The sequence below is a fragment of the Algoriphagus resistens genome (assembly GCF_001442615.1).
In the GTDB taxonomy this organism is placed as follows: domain Bacteria; phylum Bacteroidota; class Bacteroidia; order Cytophagales; family Cyclobacteriaceae; genus Algoriphagus; species Algoriphagus resistens.
The window spans coordinates 95,125-114,932 of sequence record NZ_LMXN01000016.1; the positions used below are offsets into that span (position 1 = coordinate 95,125).

Genomic DNA, 19,808 nt, shown 5'->3' on the forward strand with positions numbered 1-19,808 from the left:
CTGAATTCTCCCAAACATTAAGAAAGCGAGTTTACGGACATTTTACGTCCTTAAACAAATCGAAGTATGGAAATACGCAGATGATTGTTAAATCGATCATTTTGATATCCCTGTACGTCGTCCCGCTTTTATTGGTGGTCACAGGCGTGGCAACCACTACATTCCAATTATTCGCCTGCTATTTGTTTTCTGCTTTCGGAATGGCTGGAGTGGGTATGGGGGTTATGCATGATGCAATCCACGGTTCTTATTCCAAAAATAAAAAAGTAAATACCTGGATCGGCTATACTCTCGACATGGTTGGTGCAAGCTCTATGGTATGGCACCTGCAACACAACGTGCTTCATCATAGCTATACGAATATCGATGAGCATGATGACGACATCAATGCGCCATTCTTTTTGAGATTCTCTCCGAATGCTGAGAAAAATGGATTACATAAATTCCAGCATCTATACGCTTGGTTCTTCTATTCCCTTTCTACCCTTTCATGGGTGACAGCAAAAGACTTCATCAGATTTACCAGGTATTATAATAAAGGCCTGGTCAAAGGAGGATCGAAAGCATACAACAAGGGAATTGTTAAATTGATCTTCCTTAAGCTCACTTACTTCTCTGTTGTACTGGGGTTGCCTACTATTTTCTCTCCTTTTTCTGTGGGAATGATAATTCTTGCCTTTGTGATGATGCATTTTGTGACAGGATTTATCATTACAATGGTGTTTCAGATCGCGCATATAGTCGAAGTAGTGAACTTTCCTAAAGCTGATACCCATGGTGTCGTAGAAGGAGAGAGAATATTACACCAGTTGGCTACGACCTGCAATTTTGCACCCAAATCAAATGTGTTATTTTGGTTTGTTGGAGGATTGAATTTCCAAGTAGAACATCATTTATTCCCAGATATTTGCCATGTGCATTATAGGGATATAGCACCAATTGTAAAGGCAACTGCGGAGGAATTCAATGTGCCTTATTACTCAAAACCTCATTTTTTGATGGCTGTATTGGACCATTTTAAAATGCTCTATGTATTGGGAAACTCTCCCGAAATGGAGCCGGTAAAAGCCTAAATATATATCATGAACAGTAATAGAAATAGTAGTATAAGACCAGCCACGGGAGCCAACCAAAGACGAAATTCTCGTCCTGCAGCAAGACCTGGTCAAAATAAAAAGAAGGAGTCGAAGCTAGACCCGAATTTATTGGTAAAAATGGCTCAACCCAGTGGACAGGAAGGCTTTCGTTCAGGGACACCTTTCTCAAGTGTTAAGTTGAATGCTTCCTTGCTGAGAAATATCGAAGCAAAGGGGTATGAAACCATGACTAATATCCAGGAGCAGGCTATTCCAGCCTTGATGGAACGAAGAGATTTGCTTGGAATATCAAATACAGGTTCGGGCAAAACCGGTGCATTCTTGATCCCAATTATTGAGCATGCCAAATTAGATCCACAGAATTTCACTGCTTTGATCGTAACCCCAACTCGGGAGTTGGCTTTGCAGATCGAGGAGGAATTCAAAAGCCTTAGTAAGGGTATGAATTTGTATTCCAATACCTTCATAGGTGGTACGAATATCAACGCTGACTTTAAGGCTTTGAGCAGAAAATTGCATGTGATCGTTGGTACTCCAGGTAGATTATTGGATCTGGCAAACCGTAAATTACTACATCTCAATCGAGTAAATACGCTTGTGCTGGATGAATTTGATCGCATGTTAGATATGGGTTTTGTCCATGATGTAAAAAAACTCGTAAATTCAATGACAAAAAGGAGCCAGACTATGCTGTTCTCTGCGACATTGGAGCCTGGCCAAAAGGCATTGATTGATGGATTGCTAAATAATCCTGTAGAGATCAAAGTAAATACTGGTGGAACTACGAGCGAGAATGTAGATCAGGAAATTATCCGTGTGCCAGAAGGTAAGGATAAGTTTGATATACTTGCTGATTTATTCAAAGGAAGTGATTTGGAGAAGGTGATTATCTTCACTGAAACTAAACGACTTGCGGATAAGTTGAGTAAGAAATTAAATCAGTCCGGTATTAAGTCTGGGTTGATTCATGGAAATAAGTCCCAAAATTTCCGGAATAGAACTATAGATGAGTTCAAGACCGGAATGACTCGAGTCCTGGTAGCGACTGATGTAGCTGCCAGAGGTATAGACGTAGCTGATGTGACCCATGTGATCAATTATCAGCTTCCCATGTCTATGGATAGTTATATCCACAGAATAGGCCGGACGGGTAGAGCCGGAAAAACCGGCAGGGCCATAACATTTGTCAATTAAAATCGTCGCAATGTCAAAAAACCAAAACACATTCATTAAAAAGCAAAAAGCAGAACTTAAAAAGAGAAAAAAGAGAGAAAAGCAAGAAAAGATGGCTGCTCGTAAGGATCAGCCGAAGAGCGGAGATCTGGACGATATGATTGCGTATGTGGATGAGTTTGGTAACATCTCGGACACTCCTCCAGAACCAGAGCCACCGAAAAAGGAAAATGCTCCTAGGCCTCAGAATCCGGCTAGAGCACAGAATACACAACATCAAAAATTTAATAGAAACACCAATTTAAAAAGTTAGTAATCATGAATGAAGGAACAGTAAAATTCTTTAACACAACCAAAGGTTTTGGTTTTATTACACCAGCAGACAACAGTGAAGATGTATTTGTACATCACTCAGGTCTAGTACACGAAATCCGCGAAAACGATCAGGTTACCTTTGACGTTGTTCAAGGTAAAAAAGGCGTTAACGCTGTGAACGTAAAAGTAGTTAAGTAATCCATATCGGGATATCCCGGCTATAGAATACAATGCTGATGCCTGCAGATCTATGATTTGCAGGCATTTTTTGTACTAATTTTTGTGGCCTTTAGGTTGATACTTCACTTCATTGGAAAGCTTACCCCCAGATGCTAATTCGTCCAAGTTCTGTAGTGTAGTTTCAGAAATATGTACCAGCGCCTCATTGGTAAGGAATGCCTGGTGTCCCGTAATTAGGACATTTGGGAATGTCATCAATCGTGCTATTTGCTCATCCTGAAGGATCTCTTCCGATCGGTTTTGAAAAAAGAGGTCTTCTTCTTGCTCATAAACATCAATTCCCAGATTTCCTACTTTTCTGCTTTTCAAGGCGTTAATAACTGCTTTCGAATCTATCAAGGCACCTCTGCTAGTATTGATCAATACTACGCCATCTTTCATGTGTGACAGTGTGTTTTCGTTGATCAGATGAAAGGTGTCAGCATTCAATGGGCAGTGAAGAGATATAATATCACTTTCAGCTAATAGCTCTTCAAGCGGCATGTACCTTACACCCATTCTTTTGAGTTCTTCATTTTCATAGATGTCGTAGGCAAGGACCTTGCATCCCATACCCAACATGATTTTGCAGAATGCCTTGCCTATCGCGCCTGTACCGATTACTCCAGTAGTCTTTCCATTAATATTGAATCCTGTGAGTCCTTCTATGGAATAGTTATTGTCTCTCACACGATTATAAGCCTTGTGGGTTTTTCGGCTTAGTGTCATTAAAAGAGCTAGAGCGTGCTCAGCAACTGCTTCTGGACTATAGGCAGGCACACGGCATAATTTGATATCCAATTTTGCAGCCATTTTCAGGTCAACCTGATTATAACCAGCACATCTTAGGACAATGGCTTTGATGCCCATCTCATGGAGCTGATCCAGTATGGTTTCGTCCAGGCAATCATTTACAAATGTGCAGATTGCATCATGGCCTTTTGCAAGAGCTACCGTGTTTCTATCGAGTTTGGCCTCGAAATAGGTTACTTTGTGCTTGTAATCAGGCAGCAGATGATCGAAGCTCTGTCTGTCGTAGGATTTGGTACTGAAAAAGGCAACTCTCATGGCGATTTTGAACGAAGTTGATAGATGGAAAAGCGAGTAAACTCTTCCTCAATTTCAGAATTTTCACGCTCTTGAACTAGAATTTTGTTGTCAGGGAGTGAAAGAACTAAACTCCCCACTATCCCTGCCAGCTCCTGTGGTACCTGTTTGCCATTTCGAAAAACCAATATCCTTTGTTCCTTCGTATCAAATTTCCCCACATAGGGTTTCTCTTCAGTATGTCTGCTGTCAAATTCTGCCTGGGTTATTCCCGTAAAATATTGTAAGATGTATATGGTATTACCCAAGTTAAAAAGCTTCTGATTTCTTGCCGATAATCTGTTTAACGCGCTTGCACTTTCATCCGAAAAAGAAGTACCTACAGGAACGGGGGAATAGGTCTTGAATTCCGAATGAGAAATTGGAATAGATCTGTTCAATGAGAAATCCGGTAAATTATAGATTAGTATTTTTCTTTCTAAATCATGGACAAGCACCAATTCATTGCGCTCATGGTCGATAAAAAATGATTTCCCCATTAATTCGGTGTAGATGTTTTCTGTTGAATTATAAATAGAACTGGATTCGTAAGGAACGACACTTTTCACCGCACCGCTTTGTAGGTTTAGCTGATAAAAATTCTGAAGCGTATCTTTCCCTTCTTGGTCATGGATAAGATAAGTTGCCGTGAGGTAGTTGCTTGGCCCCACCAATAACTTAGTAGTGTCATTATTTTGAAAATATGGTGGTCTGCCCAGTGGCGTATTAGCGCGGATAGGAAGAGGGGACATGATTCTATGCTGATGTAAAATTCCGTAGTTTTTGTCATAGCTGATTACCTGAAAAGGCAATTCCACGATTCTTTGTCCGTCGGGACCAAAACCTAAACCTATTGGATTCCAGTTTCCATACAATCCAGGTCCATCCCCTTTCTTATGTTCACGTGCTAGAATTTCCCCGTCTTCTGAAATCTCAAGGATATCATCTTCTGTAAGGGAATAGCCTAAGTAGATTTTTTCTTCCGGACTATAGTCAAGAATATTTATTCTGGTAAAATTATTGACTTGAAAGGAATCTACTTTGACGATTTCATAGCTTATTTTATCAAGAGCTGAGGTGTCATTAGCACCATCATTTTTAGTGGTGCAGCCAGCAGTAAATAATAGGATTAATATGTAAACTATAAGGGTAGAACAATCGGGGTTTTTCATTTTCGTATATTTCGTAGATCTACTAAATTTTCGTTTAATATAGATTGAATATTACAAAAAGCCTATTTTCTATAAATTATTTAGCGATGTGATTAGCAATTGCCAAGAGATTTAGAATTTTTTGATGAATCTCCCTAGATTGGCAAAAAATCAAACAACTATGAAAAAACTTATTTACTTCCTTCCCTTACTTTTGGCATTCTCTTGTGCTCAAAAGGAAGAAAAAAATACCGAAAACGAAATCACAGAAGAAATACGAGAAGAACCTATGACTGCAAAACCTGATTCAGTACTACGACACAATGTTTTTTTTAGCTTCAAAGAAACGTCCTCACCAGAAGATATCCAATCAGTAGTGGATGCTTTCAGGAACCTTCAGAATGAAATAGAAGGAATCGAAAATTTTGAATGGGGTACAAATTCCAGTCCCGAAGGATTAAATCAGGGGTTGACTCATGCATTTGTTCTCACTTTCCATTCAGAAGAAGCGAGAGATGCCTATTTGCCCCACCCTGCTCATGCCGCGTTTGGTGAGATCCTTGGGCCTCATTTGGATAAGGTGACTGTGGTAGATTATTGGACAAGACCTTAGCTATTGATCAAAGGGCAAAGCTGATCCATCAGTTTTGCCCGAATTATTTACAGTAAGGACTTCTGTCACCACGAAGTTACTAGTACCTCTCCACGGTAGCATTCCGTTATATTCTTTGTAGCGAAGTTCCACAAATTTACCAGAAGCTCTTTCCAGTTGCTCTGCTATCTCGCTGTCTACTACACTGAACCGAAACTCATTGCTCTGCAATCCACCTGCAGTCGGACTCTGAAAGCCTTCCTGAACTACCCTGCCTTCATAAGTTTTGAATACAACTCCTTTTTTCACGAAGTAATTCAAGCTTCCTGCTTTCACACCTTCTCCAAACACAAAGTAGAATTTGTACCAAAATATCCCAGCTAAAACTCCGATTAAAATAATACCGGCAATCCACGCGAATTTTTTCATAACGAGAGAGAGTTTAGGTAAAGATAGAAATCGGCTTGATTTTTATTTTAAAAGTTATCAAAAAATATTATTTGTATCCGTTTAGCTGAACATTTGTACGTGGAGGTGATGCTAGAATTCAAATTTGGCAATTCCCTTTTTCTTAAATGGGGGTGGGCAGACTAGAACCAGGCATAATTCTAGTACATGCATGCTTACGGACACTCATAAAAAATATTCCCTGTTGCTTAATTGACTAACCATAGGTAATCACCATATCCTGCAGATTCCATTTCTTCTTTGGGTATGAATTTCATTGCTGCTGAGTTCATACAATAACGAAGGTTTGTTGGTTCAGGACCATCGTAGAATACATGCCCGACGTGGCTTTTGCCAAACTTACTTCGGACTTCCACTCTGAGCATACCTAGATCGTCGTCAGTCGGCTTTTCAAGTGCTCTGGCATCAATTGGCTTAGTGAAACTCGGCCACCCAGATCCTGATTCATATTTGTCTTTGGAACTGAAAAGAGGAGCTCCTGAGACAATGTCAACATAGATTCCTTCTTCATGATTGCCATTGTATTCATTCTGAAAGGACAATTCTGTGGCATCCTCCTGTGTTACTTCGTACTGTAAATCCGTTAACCTCTTTTTCAACTCAGATTTGGAAGGTGCAGGATATTTCTTGTCAGATAGTTCTGGCCAGTGGGCTTTGATGAATTTGTCTCTACCGGATCCATTTCTATACGCATAATAATCCGTGGGACTTTTCTTGTAGTAATCCTGATGATACTCTTCAGCGGGGTAGAAGTTGGTGTACTTGATCAGCGGAGTAGCAATAGGCTTGTCGAATTTTCCGGACTTGTCCAACAATTTCTTAGATTCTTCAGCAACTGTTTTCTGAGTAGCGTCATGATAGAAAATTGCAGATTCGTATTGAGAACCCCGGTCATAAAATGAGCCTCCCACGTCCGTTGGATCATACGTTTGCCAGAATATATCCACCAATTCAGAGTAACTAATTACTTCAGGGTCAAATGTGATTTGGACGGATTCTCTATGAGATGTTCTGCCATTGGATACTTCGCTATAGGTAGGGTTCTTTTCCTTACCGCCGGCATATCCAGAAATCACAGTAATAATTCCGTCGATTCCTTCAAAAGGTGCCTCTACACACCAGAAACATCCGCCGGCAAAAGTCGCTAATTCAGTTTTCCCTTGATAATTAGCGAGTTTGTCCACATCTGCCGAATTGATTTCGCTATTACCTGTTGGGGTATTACCGCAGGCGAAGGTTATTCCAAGCAGTAATCCTATTGCTGATAAAATAAGTTTATTTGATTGAAGCATGACTTTGGTTCCTTTTTTAATTTTGAGAATTTTGGCCTCTTAATAGGTCAATTTAGCAATTCTACTTTTAGGGAGTAAGCTAAAATACGAGCACTAGGTGTTCTTGGTTTGACCTCCAGCATGTATTATTTGAGAAAATTAGAATAAACTGATGACCGGGTCTAGTGAGAGCCATTATTCAATAGTTATCATTGGATGTACCTATCAAGTGATGGTTCAACAATAAGCCTAGGGTTTTAGATTAAAAGCTAATCTAAATTAAAATAATTCCTCAAAGTTCATTTTCAAGACTCTCACGCATTTACATTAGGTTCTATCAAGACAGGTTTTGAATAAAATGAAGCTTAAGGTGCACGCTATTTCATTTCACGTATTCCTGGCTTTTGGGGAGAAATTGTCTTTGCAATCACTCTGTTTATCCTAAATACTAAGTTCACAAAAAAAGCCAGCGGATTGTATTCAGATGAATTCAATCCGCTGGTTTAAATTTCTTGTAGAGTTGTAACTTTTACTTCAAAAAGGGCGTGAAAATCTCTTTCCAAAGAGCGTATCCTTTTTCATTCATATGGAGGTTGTCTTCTATAAAAATATCTGATCTAGGATTGCCTGAATCATCGAGCATGATATCCCAGACATTCACAATATTTACATTATCATGTGTAGTGGCATATTGTCTAATCAGGTCGTTCAATGCCTCATAGGACGCTTTTTTGTCCCAGCGGGAAGGACTTGGTTTAGCCGCAATCAGATTCACAATTGTATTTGGATACATTTGGTGGATTTGAGTGACCAAATCATCAAAATTTGCCATGATTGTGGATACTTCCTGACCTGCATTGATATCGTTGTCACCTTCGTAGATGAAGACTTTGGATGGTTCGAATCGAAGCACAGTTTTATCTATGTGAATCAAAAGTTGATCTGCGCGAGATCCACCAAAAGCTGAGTTGATAATAGCTACATTTGGAAATTGTTCCTGAAGATTTTTCCACATTCTCACACTGGAACTTCCGGTGAAAACTGCACTTCCCTTTTCCCAGCCGGCATCATCTATCTCTTTCGCACGTTTATTTACTTCCTCCTGGAAGGGAACGTCCTGAGAAAAGCTGAATTGTATGGCTGAAAGAAACAGGAAAGAAAGGAGTATGGATTTGTATGTTTTCATAACTTAAATATAAGAATGTGACCTATGAAATGTGAAATTCTTTTTCCTCATATTCTTTTTCCTCGATATCCTGGACAGAAATGATCAGTTAAAGTCCGGTTACGGACAGTTCGGTCATTCCAGAAGGATTGTCCGCGGATTGGGAATAAACTCTTTTCGTAACATTTTTTCGCGTAATTAGGAGTGTGGAGGCCGGTTTTTTGAAATTTAGTCACAAACCGCTGACTGGGTTGAGGTCCTCATCTTTTTTGGAGGAGTTTTAGCGTTATCTATTTACTCAGATCAACCTAATTTCCCCACATGGAGCACATTACTCGTTTTTTCTGGTTTTGTAGTGGAGCTAATTTCTCTCTGCTCAAGAGGTCACCAACTGAATCCAATAAATATATAGGCATCGGTGCTACAGTATTTTTCACTGGAGTTCTGGCTGCTTTGGCAGCGGGGTATGCTTTGTTTACGGTTTTCCAGTCGGTATGGCCGGCGATATTCTTTGGCTTGCTATGGGGACTGATGATTTTTAATCTGGACCGATTTATTGTATCCAGTATGCGGAAAAAGGAAAATTCCTGGTCCGAATGGAAATTGGCTATACCTAGACTAGTATTGGCGGTTTTGTTAGCTCTAGTGATTTCCAAGCCATTGGAAATCAAAATGTTCGAAAGGGAAATTGATCGGAAGATAGATGAAAAAAGGACTGAATTTATTACAGAGTCCAAAGTTAATCTGGCTAAGGGTTTTCCAGAAATTCGGGAATTGGAAGCTAAAATAGACACGCTGAAGGCAGAAGTGACTGATTTTGTAGCCTATCGTGATCAGCTTCAAGACGAATATGATGCAGAACGATTTGGGGAGAAAACCACAAGTACAAGTGGAATTGTTGGTCTGGGAAGTAACGCCAAAAAGAAAGAGCAACAACTCGATGCTGCTCAAGCGACGTTGGATGATTTAGTAGAGAGGAATCAGATTAGAATTGATACCCTGGAAGCTCAGATCCGTGAATTTGTAGCTTTGCGTCAACGGGAATTTGAAAAACAGCAACCAGGGATCGAGGGGTTTGACGGATTGGCGGCTAGGATGGATGCTTTGGATTCCTTAACTGAAGAAAGCTCAGCAATGGCAATGGCCAATATTTTCATCATGTTGCTTTTTGTAGCTATCGAAACTGCACCCATCTTTGTGAAATTGATCTCACCACGTGGGCCTTATGATGAGTATTTGGAACTTCATGAAGATAAAGTTAGGCTTTTCAAAGGTGAAAAATGGACTTTTGCCAAGGGAGAATCTGAAGCTAGAGTAGGTTATTTTCAAGACACCCACTTTTATGCAACGGATCTTCAGAAGGAGAAAACCAATCGAAAAAATAAGGCTCAAGCTGATGCTGAAATAGCCAAGATTGATTCGGAATTTAAGGTTTAGCAGTTTTTGGGTGTGTTGGTTTATATAGGGTATGATTACTAGTGTCTGATTTTTAGTGTATTGCAAAAAAAGTGGCTTATTAGATAAGTTTTACGTATAAAAAAAAATATATACGTAATAAAGCCAACGGTTATGGATGCGAAAGTCACACTATCATTTAACAAAGATGTAATAGATCGGGCGAAGTCTTTTGCCGAAGAAAACAGCATCAGTCTTTCTAGGTTGACAGAATATCTCTATTCCAAGATTACCTCTAAAAACTACAAGTCTCTTGAGGAGTTACCCGTTTCTGATTGGGTTGATTTTGTCGCTGAGGGCAGAGTCGAATACCGAAAATCTCAAACTAGAAAAGAGTTGAAAGATGGGTTTTTCTCGTCCAAGAAATGAGGATTTTCCTTGATGCGAATATCTTGGTCTCTGTCTTGAACAAGGAATACCCTTTATTTCCGATTTCTTCGCGGGTATTTAGTTTGGCTGACCGCTCTGGGATCAGTCTTTACACTTCTCCAATTTGTCTCGCAATAGCATTTTACTTTTCTGAAAAGAAATCTGATTCCGATATTGCGAAGCTGAAGATCGAAATGCTGTCCAAAAAGATTTCAATGACTGTGGTGGATCAAATGGTTTGTGATCATATGTTATCTGACCGGCAAGTGCAGGATTTTGAAGATGGCTTGAAGTATTACTCTGCTTTGGGAAGTGATTGTGAAGTCATCGTAACAGAAGATTTGGGTGGGTTTTACTATTCCAAAATACCTGTGCTGGGATGTGAGGATTTTTTGAAGGAATATATCTTTTGACTACTTTTTAGTTCGTCTGAGTTTTTTTCACTACCACATCCAGTTGATCCATTGTACGGCTTACAGATTTCCATTCTGCAAAACCGACTATTTTCACCATAAATAATAAGAATTTCCCTGGATTGATCAACTTGTTGGCGAGTCTGGCAATGTTTATGTCCCGCTCACTAATAGAGGCGATTCGATCTTCGCACCCGTGATATTCACCGGCGTATTTCCAGGCACCATCCCGTGCAAGCTGTATGGAGAAATTGAGGAGCATTTCATCGCGGCCTTTTGCCAAGGGAATTAACCAGCCAAATATTGGAGACACGTTGCCGATGTTGGTTTTGACACCTTCTACCAATTCTGAAAGAACCGCATTGATTTTATTGAAGTCGTTCTGAATGCCTGCGATAGGCTGCGTTCCCATTGTATCCGCAGCTGATATCCCAAGGTCCAAATTGATGTGTGCGTTGATACCAAGGAACAAGTGCTGCAGTACCAGGTATTTACTGGTCTTGCTTGCTTCAAATGCTAAAAACCAGCTTTCAGTAGGCTTCTGGCCATTTTTCCAAGAATCGTAAGCGTTAATAAATCTACTTGCAAAAAGCACATCCAACTTTTCCATTCTTGGATTGTCTTCAAATTCCCGGACCAGGATGCCATCACGAATTCTGCGTGTCACTTGCCTATAAAGGATGGAAAAATAACCTATGCGAGACTGATTGCTTTTACACTCAGCTACAATTTGATCCATTCGGACCAGTACCTCATCTATCGTTTTCATATGATTATAATTTGTCTTTTAAGGGCCATATGGAATCTCGCATGCATTATAATCATCCCAGTGTGTGACATTTTCGTCATGCTCGATTTCATCTGATTATGATTTGATTTTTAAAGAACAGATGGAATCTCACACACTGAATAATCATCCCGATTTGTGTCGTTTTCGACGTGCTCGATTTCATGTGTTATAATTTTGTTTCAAAGGTCATAACCTGTCCCGTGACGTAGGAAGCGTAGCCTGTCCCGAACACGTTCGGGATCTGACTACCGTTCTTTAGGCAGGAAATTTAGCACGGTTAGTAATCATTCCAGTGTGTGATCATGCATGTCATGCTTCAGGCATGCTCCATTTTACCTCATTGTTTTAGGAAAAAGTTTTCCAGAATATCTCCTACAAAATAGGCGACAAGAGCAGCCAAAAGCCCTAAAGCTACCGTTTCGAAAATACTTCGAAAAACAGGAGTCTGGTTGACGATGCTTTTAAGCCAACCAATAACCCAAAATGCTATGCCAGTTAATATGCTTGTCCACAGGAAGATATTGATGTCAGAAGGGTAAAAAAACTCCCATAAATAGATCAATAAAGGAATAAATCCGACTGAATTAAATGAGATAAAGGTGGCGACTCCAATTTTAAATGGGTTCTTCGTCTCTTTAATCATATTAAGTTCGTCTTTCATCATTTCGCTTACCCAGAGTTTTTTATCAGAAGTGATCTGAGTCACTATTTGCTCTAGAAGTTCTCCTTTGAACCCCTTTTTCTGATAGATTTCACTGATCTCTCTGCGCTCTTCATCAGGAAGGTTTTCTATCTCCCAGTACTCAATATTCTCATGTTTTTTGAAATTTTCACGCTCACTTTTGGCTGATAAGTATGCGCCCACGGACATCGAAAATCCATCCGCAAGCAAGTTGGCAAAGCCTAGAATCAAAATAATCCCCGAATCTAAATTAGCCCCAAATCCACCGGCGACGACAGCAAAAGTGGTCACTGCTCCATCAATTCCTCCATAAACGAACTCTGACAGGTATTCTTGTAACTTGCCAAAACCGATATTGTCCTTGTGTATAGTAGATTCTTTCATTAGCGAAGGTTTTGCAGAAAGAAGTGCTTTATATTTTCACCCATTACTGCTTTTATTTCTGATTTTGTAAATCCCGCTTTCAGCATTTCATCCACCAGCAATGGAAAGCCTGTAATATCGAAAGGAACGGCTACTGAACCATCATAATCTGACCCCAGCGCGACATGTTCTACTCCCACCAGATCACGCACATGTTTGATAGATGCAATGATGTTTGGCAATTCTGGAACTCCGACAGCTCCATCAAAAAAAGCAATACCGATAATCCCTTTGTTTTTTGCAATTTTCTTGATCTGTAGATCGCTGAGATTTCTTTGAGAGTCCAATACAGCCCTTACTCCGGTGTGGGAAATAATGACGGGTTTATTAGTCATTTCCAAAACATCATCTACAATTGCTGGCGAACAATGAGCCAAATCCACCAAAATCCCCAATTCATTCATCTTTGTAACTACTTCTTTGCCAAAATCCGTTAATCCTGCCTGGCTCTGACCATGCGCTGATCCTCCAAGTTCGTTGTCAAAAAAATGGGTGAGTCCTATCATTCTCACACCTGCTTCATGGACGCGATCCAGATTTCCCAATTTTCCTTCCAATGCATGGGCACCTTCTATACCCAGCATTCCGCCAATGATAGTTTTGTCGGCTTTTCTTGCTTCAATCAATCTGGCAAGATCTGATTTGCTTTTAATGAAAATAGCCTTACTCCCTTCATCTGAAATATAGTCTGCTAGATTTTCAGATTGTGAAAGCGTACGGTTGATAAGGCTAAACCAATTGGCTGGAGATTCGCCTTTTGCGATGGTGAGGGGAGTGATGTTATCAAACGTATCGGAGCTATTACTTTGCATGTTTTGACCTGAAGGAGACTTAGAGACTATGGTAAACATCTCCAATGCAACATTTGCTTCCCGCATCCTGGGAAAATCGACTTGTCCCCGACTTCCCCTTTCGGTCAAATCTCTACCCCAAAGCAATGCATCACAGTGCAAATCTGCGATAAAATCCAATTCATCATAAATCGATTGGGCTACTGCTGAAGTGGAATACGGTGCAGGCGTTTTTACCGGATTTCTTTGAGATTCGATATAAGGTGGGACTATAAAAGTAGCGGCAAAGTAAAGCAGCAAGATTGCCCCCAGAACAATAATTAAATTTTTCATAGCAAGTGATTACACTTCTGAAGATAATGAAAAATAGGATTTGAGCTTAGAAAAACACCTTGGATACAAATAGGTTGGGATATTCTGACATTGCTAAAGCAATATTGCCTAAAGAGGAAGAAGGAACTTAGGTGTTTCTGAAAAAAAATAATTGTTTGTTTTTGGGCGCTTTAAAACATTTTCATTATGTTTAACAAAATATAAAGATCAAAAAAACAAATACACAGCAAGGATTACAAAAGTATATTTGGTTTTAGATGATTGACAATAGACCCACTCTCGGGGGCTTTTTCCAAAAAGCTCCCTTTTTTTATGCTTATGTTTTTTAACATTTTGTTAATATTTAAAAAGGTGGTTATAAAAATCTTTGATTTAGATCAAAATTTTGTAAAGATCCGGAAAACTGGTTAAAAAGAGTTAATAAATCGAAGTTGAATCTATTAGGATGGAAATTTGGTGTAATTGGAAAAGACTTTTCAAAAATTCTGAATATCCTTTTTTGAAGAATTAAAATACGGAGCTGATTTTTTGAGAGGTATTCTGCATTTGTATAGACTGGCTTTTCATCAAACCTCAGATCCCATATACAATAGAATGGCAAGATTCCAACAACTTCTGTTTCAGGAGGAATTTTGATATTGAGCACATCCTAATCGTCTCTGAGATGTATTGGTATCTGAGTAAAAACTTCCCGTACTTTGAATTGTCCAGAAAGTCCATTTTTATTCTGATATTTTGGTGCAGATTCGATTCTATTACCTTAAATGTTTAGGCTTCTTTCAAAGCTACCTACTTCGACCGAGATATGTTAGGATCCGTATCCTTGTAGAGGCAGAGAAATTAAGTCTCCGGTTTTCCTTTCAAGATCGCATAATTCAGGTAGAGCATAGGCCAAGAACCGCATTCATCGGCCTGACTCGATAGTTAGTGTTTTAATGTAAGAGTTTTGGATAAGGCTGTATTTTGCTTAATGATATAATCTCTACTAATGTTTTAAAATTAAATTAAAATTCTTTACAATTGGGGGATCAAAGTAAGTTGAGGCGATAAACGCTGCAAAAGTTTACACGTTGATTTGGCTGGTTAAAGTAATTTATCCCATTATTTGATTTCTTATGGAGTCCCTATGATAAAAGCCCATATCAGCTCATTAATTTCTCTTACCATTATATTTTTTTTATGCATTCAATATTCTGTTTTTAGCCAGGTTAGAGTACCATTTGCAGAGAGAGCATCAGCTTCCAATCCTAGCAGAAAAACATTTCATGTTAAAGGTGATTTCGTATTAATCGGCAATACTAATTTGAGCCTTGCCAATTATTCAGATGATCTGATGAATGATAATTTGCTGCTATTCGAAGATGTAGATGGAAATAACAGTACGATCAACTCTTCTTCTGCAGTGCTTAATTTCCCGAAAGAAAATGGAGCTGATGCAAGCTGCTCCAATGTTTTATTTGCAGGGTTGTATTGGTCTGGTCGCGGACCTACGGAAGATGTATATTATTTGAACGATCAGAACGGATTTCCAAAAAAGATGGATAGAAGGGAGGTGAAACTGTTTGGCCCAGATGATCCGGTAGGAGGTAAATTCAGCGCTGGAGATAACGACATCCGATATACATATGGGCTTGATTTAGATAATGATTTGGGCTTGTATGTGGGTTTTGTGGAAGTCACAGATTACATCAGGCAGCATGGCGAGGGTGAATATACAGTAGCCGACCTTGGGGCGCTTGAAGGAACGAACTACCATTATGGGGGTTGGTCTCTGGTGGTTGTCTATGAAAATCCAGTGATGGAAAACAGGAGCATAACGGTTTTTGATGGATATGCTTTCGTGAGAGGTAGTGTGGTAGCTGATTTTACCATTCCTATTTCAGGATTTTCAGCTGTGGATAATGGGCCAGTAAATATGAAATTGGGAATTGCTGCCGGTGAGGGAGACGTTGCTGCTTTGGGAGATTATTTTGAAATAGAGCGCGGTGTTAATACCAATGATTTCGTCAGACTTTCTCATGCTGGAAATTCTCCTGACAATTTTTTCAACTCAAGCATTCTCACCGGGGGAAATCCAAGAAACCCGAATTTAAAGAATAATACAGGGATGGATATCTCGGTTTTTGATGTTCCGAATGCAGGAAACAGCATCATTTCAAATGGGCAGACGAGCACACGATTCCGATACGGCACCGATGGAGATGCCTATGTTATCTATAATATCGTTATGGCTGTAGATGCTAATGAGCCTGAGGTGCAAGGGTATCACTATGTGAAAACTATAAATAACCAGGCTTTCGATGCATCAAAAAGTATGGTTCCAGGTGACGAGCTGGAAATAGTTGTTGAAATCAAAAATACCGGTGGAGTTAAACTTGAAGATTTGCTATTGGAAATAAACCTTCCTGAAGGATTGGAATATGTATCTTCTAGAGGGGAGTATTTTTTTGCAGGTAACTCAGGAAAGCAACCTGCGCAGGTTTTACACCAAGTAAGATGGGAATTAGGACAAATTCCATTGCCAAAAAATGCGGATGATCTAATGGCAACACTTACCTATAGCCTTCGAGTGACTGATAGGTGTGAATTATTGATTGACACGTGCAGCGCTAATTTTGTTCTCGACGGACAAATTCAGGGAATTAATAAGGATTCTGGAAAACCAATTCCCACTACTCCCTTGCTGGTGGGATTCAGTGAGGATTCGAAATGTTTTAATTCACCGATTTTCGAACCGATCGAAATACAGGTAGATGCGGGTGAATTCCTGAAAAATAAATGTGGATATGAATCCGGTGAACCAAAGGTCATAATCTGCACAAGTCAAGGAGATACGGAGATCTCGCCATCTATTTATTTAACGGATGTATTTCCTGCCGGAACCAGATATTACAATGAATTTCCTCTTACCAGCACGACTATTGAATACGGAAATGGGATAAATTTCCTACCTGATTACCAAGCCATTTATTATGCGGTGATACCTGATGGAACTTGTCCAATAGGCTTTGGCTTTGCAGTTAGTGAAGTAGAAATAGAGGTGGCTATTGAGGATGGCTCTTGTCAGCCATCTACTCCAGAGCGGAAAGTGAGCTTGTCAATAAGTAATGGTGTTGCACCATATTCTGTTATTTGGGAAGAGGGAGGTGTGCCTACTGCAGAAACTGATAGAGCTTTATTGCCTGGGCTACATCGCATATCTGTAGTAGATCAGACCGGTTGTATTGCTAAAAAGGATGTGCTGATACCTAAGGCAAAACTATTCTCGGTCGAGCTTACCAAAAGCTCTTTACCAGGGGATTGCCCAGAGGAACCCGGATTGACAGTCCGGTTGGTCATTACCTCTGAATCAACAAGTGAACACATGGTTACTATCGAAGGGGTATTGTTGTCAGGCGAGAAATTTAGATTGATAGATTTGGAGTTGCCAGAAGGGAATTATGAGTATAATGATCTTTTGCCGGGTACCTATACTGTGGAGATTGAAAATCTGGAAGGCTGTAGTCAAGTGGAGTCTTTGTACATTGGAGAAGAAGACTTCGTTTATTTAAAAGCCGATTATGTATACAATAGTGAATCTCTTGTAAATGAAGGATTGTTGAATTTTAACTATCCGGTTAGCTTTGATAATCACTCTCAAGGCAGTTCAATCCTGATGTATTTTTGGGATTTTGGAGATGGAAATACAAGTTCGGATTCTGATCCAATCCATCAATACTCTGCCCCAGGGGACTACATAGTTCGCCTAGAAGTGAGCGATTTGTTAGGCTGTGTGAAAGAAATTAGTAAATCATTGAAAATTACCGGGGCACAGTATGTTCGAATGCCCGACGCATTTACTCCAAATGGAGATGGTCGAAACGATTATTACTTCCCTGTATTCAATCAACTGCAATTCATTGAATTCTCTATTTTTAACCGTTGGGGGGAAATGATATTCTATTCCCAAAACCAGGAGTCTCAAGGGTGGGATGGTAATTTCAAAGGAAAAGAAGCGCCAATTGGTACCTACATTTACAAAGTGAATTATCTGTATGAATCAGAAGGAGCGAAGCCTAAAACTCAAACAGGAAGCTTTGTCTTGATAAAATAAGAGCTACTGAGGGGTGGCCAGAATATTACAGAAATCTGGAAGTTGATCAATTTTACTCAAGGAACCTCTGATGCCTATTTTCGAAAAAGAGTAGTTAAAGGGTTTTAGCAATTCTAAAATATCTTCGGGAAGATAGCCGCCAGCTATACAAGCATCCTTGTTGATTTCCAGAAGAAGAATTGGACGGTATTTTTTAAGTGTATTAAGAGATCCTTTGAGCACCTGAAGTTCTGCCCCTTCAACATCTACTTTAAGGAAGTTTACTTCTTCTATACTTAGCTCATTTAATTGTTTGTCCAGCGTATCAAGCTCTATTTTACCCAATTCAATGCTGAACTTATCGGTAGTATAAATAGTGTTGGTGCCCTCGTTAGAATCCTCACTCGCGTAAAGTATCACTTCTCCTTTTTTATCCGAAAGCCCGAGCTGAACAGGAGTAACAGATTTTTGAAATGATTTATTGAGTCGGATGTTTTCTTTCAATTGGCCAAAAAGCTGGGGCATGGGTTCAAAAGCGACTACTTTTCCGTGATCACCAACTTTCCTTGCTGCCCAAAGGGAATATTCTCCCTGATTCGCACCTACATCGATAAAGGTGTCTCCGGCCTTTAAGAACTTCTCCAAAACGAAAATTGGGGCCCAGTCGTGCGCACCTCGCCAGTAGATGGCATTGCCCATCTGCTTGGAAATATCCACCTTCATCGATACACCCCTAAATTCGAAATTCCTCCAATTTTCCCCACTACTTGAGGAAGAGAAGAATTTCCGAAACAATTTGGTGACAAAAAAGCCACCAGGAATCACGTATAAATTCCTTGAGATTTTGCTTAAGAAGTGTTCCATTAATTGGTGTATGACTCGCCTGTAAATCGCTCTAGAGACTCAATTAATTTCTGTTCTCTTCCCCGCAGCGAATAGTTAGCTTGAATATGAAGTCGTGAATTTATGGAAAGTAAATCTTTATTGGGAGCATTGAGCGCTTTATCAATGATAGGAATTGCGACTTCGAGTGATTTATTGGCGATAATAAATCCTGAATCCCCAACAATCATGGGGATGTGATTTGTGCCAGATCCTATAGGGATTGCTCCGCACAGCATTGATTCACAGAGTGCACAGCCAAAACCTTCGAAGCTGGAAAGTTGGAAGTAAAATTCGCTTTTTTGATACCAGCTTTTTAATTGTTCGGCAGAAAGAAACCCTAGAAAATGTACGTTAGGTGCTCTTTCAAAGATGATTTCTGAACTCTGTACGCCTGCAAAATAGAAACTGCAACTAGGATATTCCTTAGCAATTTCAAGAATTAGATCCCCGCCTTTTAAGGTGAACTGACTCGCAGACATGACAGCTAAGAAACTGTTTTCTATTCGGTTTTTGTCAGTTGGAAAGGTCCATTGATTTTCATCAAGTCCATTGTAAATGACTTCGATTGGGGTTTTGAGTCCAGGGAAATGATGAAAAAGTCCTTGTTTTTTGGAGGTGACCCCAGGATCGAAAAGCAACTCGGTTTCGATCAGAGATTCACTCACAGGAAAGATTGCAGTGGCCCTTCTGTAACTGAAATTACAAATTCGTTTGAGCAAACTGATTCGAAGGCTTCCGTAGTTAATCTCAGGAATGGATGCGCAATCTGTGCCGTGAGTGACGATATATACTTTTTTGGAAAATACCTTTCCAAAGATGGTTGCCCAAAAAGCCCAGTATCCTCCAAAATTGACAAGTATAAACTTTGACCCCGAAATACTGAAAAGCATATCGAAGAACTGAGTAATGAAATTGAGCGGTGCAAGTTTTTTATTGCTCCAAGGCTGATTGATGACTTGAACTTGAAAATACGCTGACAGTATCCTGATGTCACTTTTTACAAATGACTGCATGGATGGTGTGATGTAGAGTATTTTTGGTTGACCCATTTAGCCTTT

19 protein-coding genes are annotated in these 19,808 nt (G+C 39.7%); 9 read left to right on the plus strand and 10 right to left on the minus strand.

Features of this window, described 5'->3' with window-relative positions; genetic code table 11:
* The first annotated feature begins 101 nt into the window (after positions 1-101).
* From AS141_RS22310 to AS141_RS22325, 4 genes are read left to right on the plus strand one after another with little or no spacing between them, the layout of a single operon-like run.
* Complete coding sequence (locus tag AS141_RS22310; protein WP_232424988.1) at positions 102-1,073, plus strand: fatty acid desaturase family protein; 972 nt, start codon at positions 102-104, stop codon at positions 1,071-1,073.
* A gap of 9 nt (positions 1,074-1,082) precedes the next feature.
* Positions 1,083-2,291 carry a DEAD/DEAH box helicase gene (locus AS141_RS22315; RefSeq protein ID WP_057939930.1) on the plus strand — a complete coding sequence of 403 codons (1,209 nt, stop codon included), beginning with the start codon at positions 1,083-1,085 and terminating at the stop codon, positions 2,289-2,291.
* A gap of 10 nt (positions 2,292-2,301) precedes the next feature.
* Positions 2,302-2,583, plus strand: a complete 282-nt coding sequence (locus AS141_RS22320) for a cold-shock protein (RefSeq protein WP_232424989.1) — start codon at positions 2,302-2,304, stop codon at positions 2,581-2,583.
* Between the two features lie 5 nt (positions 2,584-2,588).
* Entirely contained in the window at positions 2,589-2,783 is a 195-nt protein-coding gene (locus AS141_RS22325; RefSeq protein WP_057939931.1) for a cold-shock protein, read from the plus strand.
* Between the two features lie 75 nt (positions 2,784-2,858).
* On the opposite strand, the gene AS141_RS22330 is transcribed toward AS141_RS22325, so the two are convergent.
* Together AS141_RS22330 and AS141_RS22335 are read right to left on the minus strand one after the other, a co-directional pair.
* A complete protein-coding gene (locus tag AS141_RS22330) occupies positions 2,859-3,872 on the minus strand; it encodes a 2-hydroxyacid dehydrogenase (protein WP_057939932.1) in 1,014 nt (337 codons plus the stop codon).
* Positions 3,869-5,062: a hypothetical protein gene (locus AS141_RS22335; protein WP_057939933.1), complete on the minus strand. Its 1,194-nt coding sequence runs from the start codon at positions 5,060-5,062 to the stop codon at positions 3,869-3,871. Before AS141_RS22335 ends, AS141_RS22330 begins: the two co-directional genes overlap by 4 nt.
* Positions 5,063-5,222: 160 nt before the next feature.
* On the opposite strand from AS141_RS22335, the gene AS141_RS22340 reads away from it, so the two are divergent.
* Complete coding sequence (locus tag AS141_RS22340) at positions 5,223-5,654, plus strand: Dabb family protein (RefSeq protein ID WP_057939974.1); 432 nt, start codon at positions 5,223-5,225, stop codon at positions 5,652-5,654.
* Here the strand turns inward: AS141_RS22340 and AS141_RS22345 are convergent, their stop codons facing one another.
* From AS141_RS22345 to AS141_RS22355, 3 genes are all read right to left on the minus strand, one after another.
* Entirely contained in the window at positions 5,655-6,062 is a 408-nt protein-coding gene (locus AS141_RS22345; RefSeq protein ID WP_057939934.1) for a hypothetical protein, read from the minus strand.
* A gap of 227 nt (positions 6,063-6,289) precedes the next feature.
* On the minus strand, positions 6,290-7,393 hold the full coding sequence (gene msrB, locus AS141_RS22350) for a peptide-methionine (R)-S-oxide reductase MsrB (RefSeq protein WP_057939935.1): 1,104 nt from the start codon (positions 7,391-7,393) through the stop codon (positions 6,290-6,292).
* 508 nt (positions 7,394-7,901) lie between these two features.
* Positions 7,902-8,558 carry a GDSL-type esterase/lipase family protein gene (locus AS141_RS22355; protein ID WP_057939936.1) on the minus strand — a complete coding sequence of 219 codons (657 nt, stop codon included), beginning with the start codon at positions 8,556-8,558 and terminating at the stop codon, positions 7,902-7,904.
* Positions 8,559-8,858: 300 nt separating this feature from the next.
* Between AS141_RS22355 and AS141_RS22360 the strand changes: the two genes are divergently transcribed.
* The 3 genes from AS141_RS22360 to AS141_RS22370 all read left to right on the plus strand — a co-directional run bounded on the left by AS141_RS22360 (position 8,859) and on the right by AS141_RS22370 (position 10,774).
* Positions 8,859-9,974, plus strand: a complete 1,116-nt coding sequence (locus tag AS141_RS22360; RefSeq protein WP_057939937.1) for a DUF4407 domain-containing protein — start codon at positions 8,859-8,861, stop codon at positions 9,972-9,974.
* A 132-nt stretch (positions 9,975-10,106) separates the two neighbouring features.
* Positions 10,107-10,361: a DUF6364 family protein gene (locus AS141_RS22365; RefSeq protein WP_057939938.1), complete on the plus strand. Its 255-nt coding sequence runs from the start codon at positions 10,107-10,109 to the stop codon at positions 10,359-10,361.
* On the plus strand, positions 10,358-10,774 hold the full coding sequence (locus AS141_RS22370) for a type II toxin-antitoxin system VapC family toxin (protein ID WP_057939939.1): 417 nt from the start codon (positions 10,358-10,360) through the stop codon (positions 10,772-10,774). Before AS141_RS22365 ends, AS141_RS22370 begins: the two co-directional genes overlap by 4 nt.
* 7 nt (positions 10,775-10,781) lie before the next feature.
* Here AS141_RS22370 and AS141_RS22375 read toward each other — a convergent pair whose 3' ends face one another.
* The 3 genes from AS141_RS22375 to AS141_RS22385 form a co-directional block, all read right to left on the minus strand.
* Entirely contained in the window at positions 10,782-11,543 is a 762-nt protein-coding gene (locus tag AS141_RS22375; protein WP_057939940.1) for a DUF5995 family protein, read from the minus strand.
* Between the two features lie 358 nt (positions 11,544-11,901).
* Positions 11,902-12,630, minus strand: coding sequence for a VIT1/CCC1 transporter family protein (locus AS141_RS22380; protein ID WP_057939941.1), 729 nt, complete (start codon positions 12,628-12,630; stop codon positions 11,902-11,904).
* On the minus strand, positions 12,630-13,793 hold the full coding sequence (locus tag AS141_RS22385) for a dipeptidase (protein ID WP_057939942.1): 1,164 nt from the start codon (positions 13,791-13,793) through the stop codon (positions 12,630-12,632). The genes AS141_RS22380 and AS141_RS22385 overlap by 1 nt, the downstream gene beginning before the upstream one ends.
* A 1,333-nt stretch (positions 13,794-15,126) precedes the next feature.
* On the opposite strand from AS141_RS22385, the gene AS141_RS22395 reads away from it, so the two are divergent.
* Entirely contained in the window at positions 15,127-17,886 is a 2,760-nt protein-coding gene (locus AS141_RS22395; RefSeq protein ID WP_198293593.1) for a T9SS type B sorting domain-containing protein, read from the plus strand.
* Between the two features lie 3 nt (positions 17,887-17,889).
* On the opposite strand, the gene AS141_RS22400 is transcribed toward AS141_RS22395, so the two are convergent.
* Together AS141_RS22400 and AS141_RS22405 are read right to left on the minus strand one after the other, a co-directional pair.
* Positions 17,890-18,729, minus strand: coding sequence for an FkbM family methyltransferase (locus AS141_RS22400; RefSeq protein WP_057939945.1), 840 nt, complete (start codon positions 18,727-18,729; stop codon positions 17,890-17,892).
* Positions 18,729-19,763, minus strand: a complete 1,035-nt coding sequence (locus tag AS141_RS22405) for a glycosyltransferase family 4 protein (protein WP_232424990.1) — start codon at positions 19,761-19,763, stop codon at positions 18,729-18,731. Before AS141_RS22405 ends, AS141_RS22400 begins: the two co-directional genes overlap by 1 nt.
* Between the last annotated feature and the right edge of the window lie 45 nt (positions 19,764-19,808).

Excerpts from the sequence above, each read along its gene's own strand:
- AS141_RS22395 (WP_198293593.1), top strand. The coding sequence starts at position 15,127 with ATGAATGATAATTTGCTGCTATTCGAAGATGTAGATGGAAATAACAGT.
- AS141_RS22375 (WP_057939940.1), bottom strand. The coding sequence starts at position 11,543 with ATGAAAACGATAGATGAGGTACTGGTCCGAATGGATCAAATTGTAGCT.
- AS141_RS22365 (WP_057939938.1), top strand. The coding sequence starts at position 10,107 with ATGGATGCGAAAGTCACACTATCATTTAACAAAGATGTAATAGATCGG.
- msrB (WP_057939935.1), bottom strand. The coding sequence starts at position 7,393 with ATGCTTCAATCAAATAAACTTATTTTATCAGCAATAGGATTACTGCTT.
- AS141_RS22345 (WP_057939934.1), bottom strand. The coding sequence starts at position 6,062 with ATGAAAAAATTCGCGTGGATTGCCGGTATTATTTTAATCGGAGTTTTA.
- AS141_RS22370 (WP_057939939.1), top strand. The coding sequence starts at position 10,358 with ATGAGGATTTTCCTTGATGCGAATATCTTGGTCTCTGTCTTGAACAAG.
- AS141_RS22385 (WP_057939942.1), bottom strand. The coding sequence starts at position 13,793 with ATGAAAAATTTAATTATTGTTCTGGGGGCAATCTTGCTGCTTTACTTT.
- AS141_RS22360 (WP_057939937.1), top strand. The coding sequence starts at position 8,859 with ATGGAGCACATTACTCGTTTTTTCTGGTTTTGTAGTGGAGCTAATTTC.
- AS141_RS22320 (WP_232424989.1), top strand. The coding sequence starts at position 2,302 with ATGTCAAAAAACCAAAACACATTCATTAAAAAGCAAAAAGCAGAACTT.
- AS141_RS22330 (WP_057939932.1), bottom strand. The coding sequence starts at position 3,872 with ATGAGAGTTGCCTTTTTCAGTACCAAATCCTACGACAGACAGAGCTTC.
- AS141_RS22400 (WP_057939945.1), bottom strand. The coding sequence starts at position 18,729 with ATGGAACACTTCTTAAGCAAAATCTCAAGGAATTTATACGTGATTCCT.
- AS141_RS22405 (WP_232424990.1), bottom strand. The coding sequence starts at position 19,763 with ATGCAGTCATTTGTAAAAAGTGACATCAGGATACTGTCAGCGTATTTT.
- AS141_RS22355 (WP_057939936.1), bottom strand. The coding sequence starts at position 8,558 with ATGAAAACATACAAATCCATACTCCTTTCTTTCCTGTTTCTTTCAGCC.
- AS141_RS22340 (WP_057939974.1), top strand. The coding sequence starts at position 5,223 with ATGAAAAAACTTATTTACTTCCTTCCCTTACTTTTGGCATTCTCTTGT.
- AS141_RS22380 (WP_057939941.1), bottom strand. The coding sequence starts at position 12,630 with ATGAAAGAATCTACTATACACAAGGACAATATCGGTTTTGGCAAGTTA.
- AS141_RS22335 (WP_057939933.1), bottom strand. The coding sequence starts at position 5,062 with ATGAAAAACCCCGATTGTTCTACCCTTATAGTTTACATATTAATCCTA.
- AS141_RS22325 (WP_057939931.1), top strand. The coding sequence starts at position 2,589 with ATGAATGAAGGAACAGTAAAATTCTTTAACACAACCAAAGGTTTTGGT.
- AS141_RS22315 (WP_057939930.1), top strand. The coding sequence starts at position 1,083 with ATGAACAGTAATAGAAATAGTAGTATAAGACCAGCCACGGGAGCCAAC.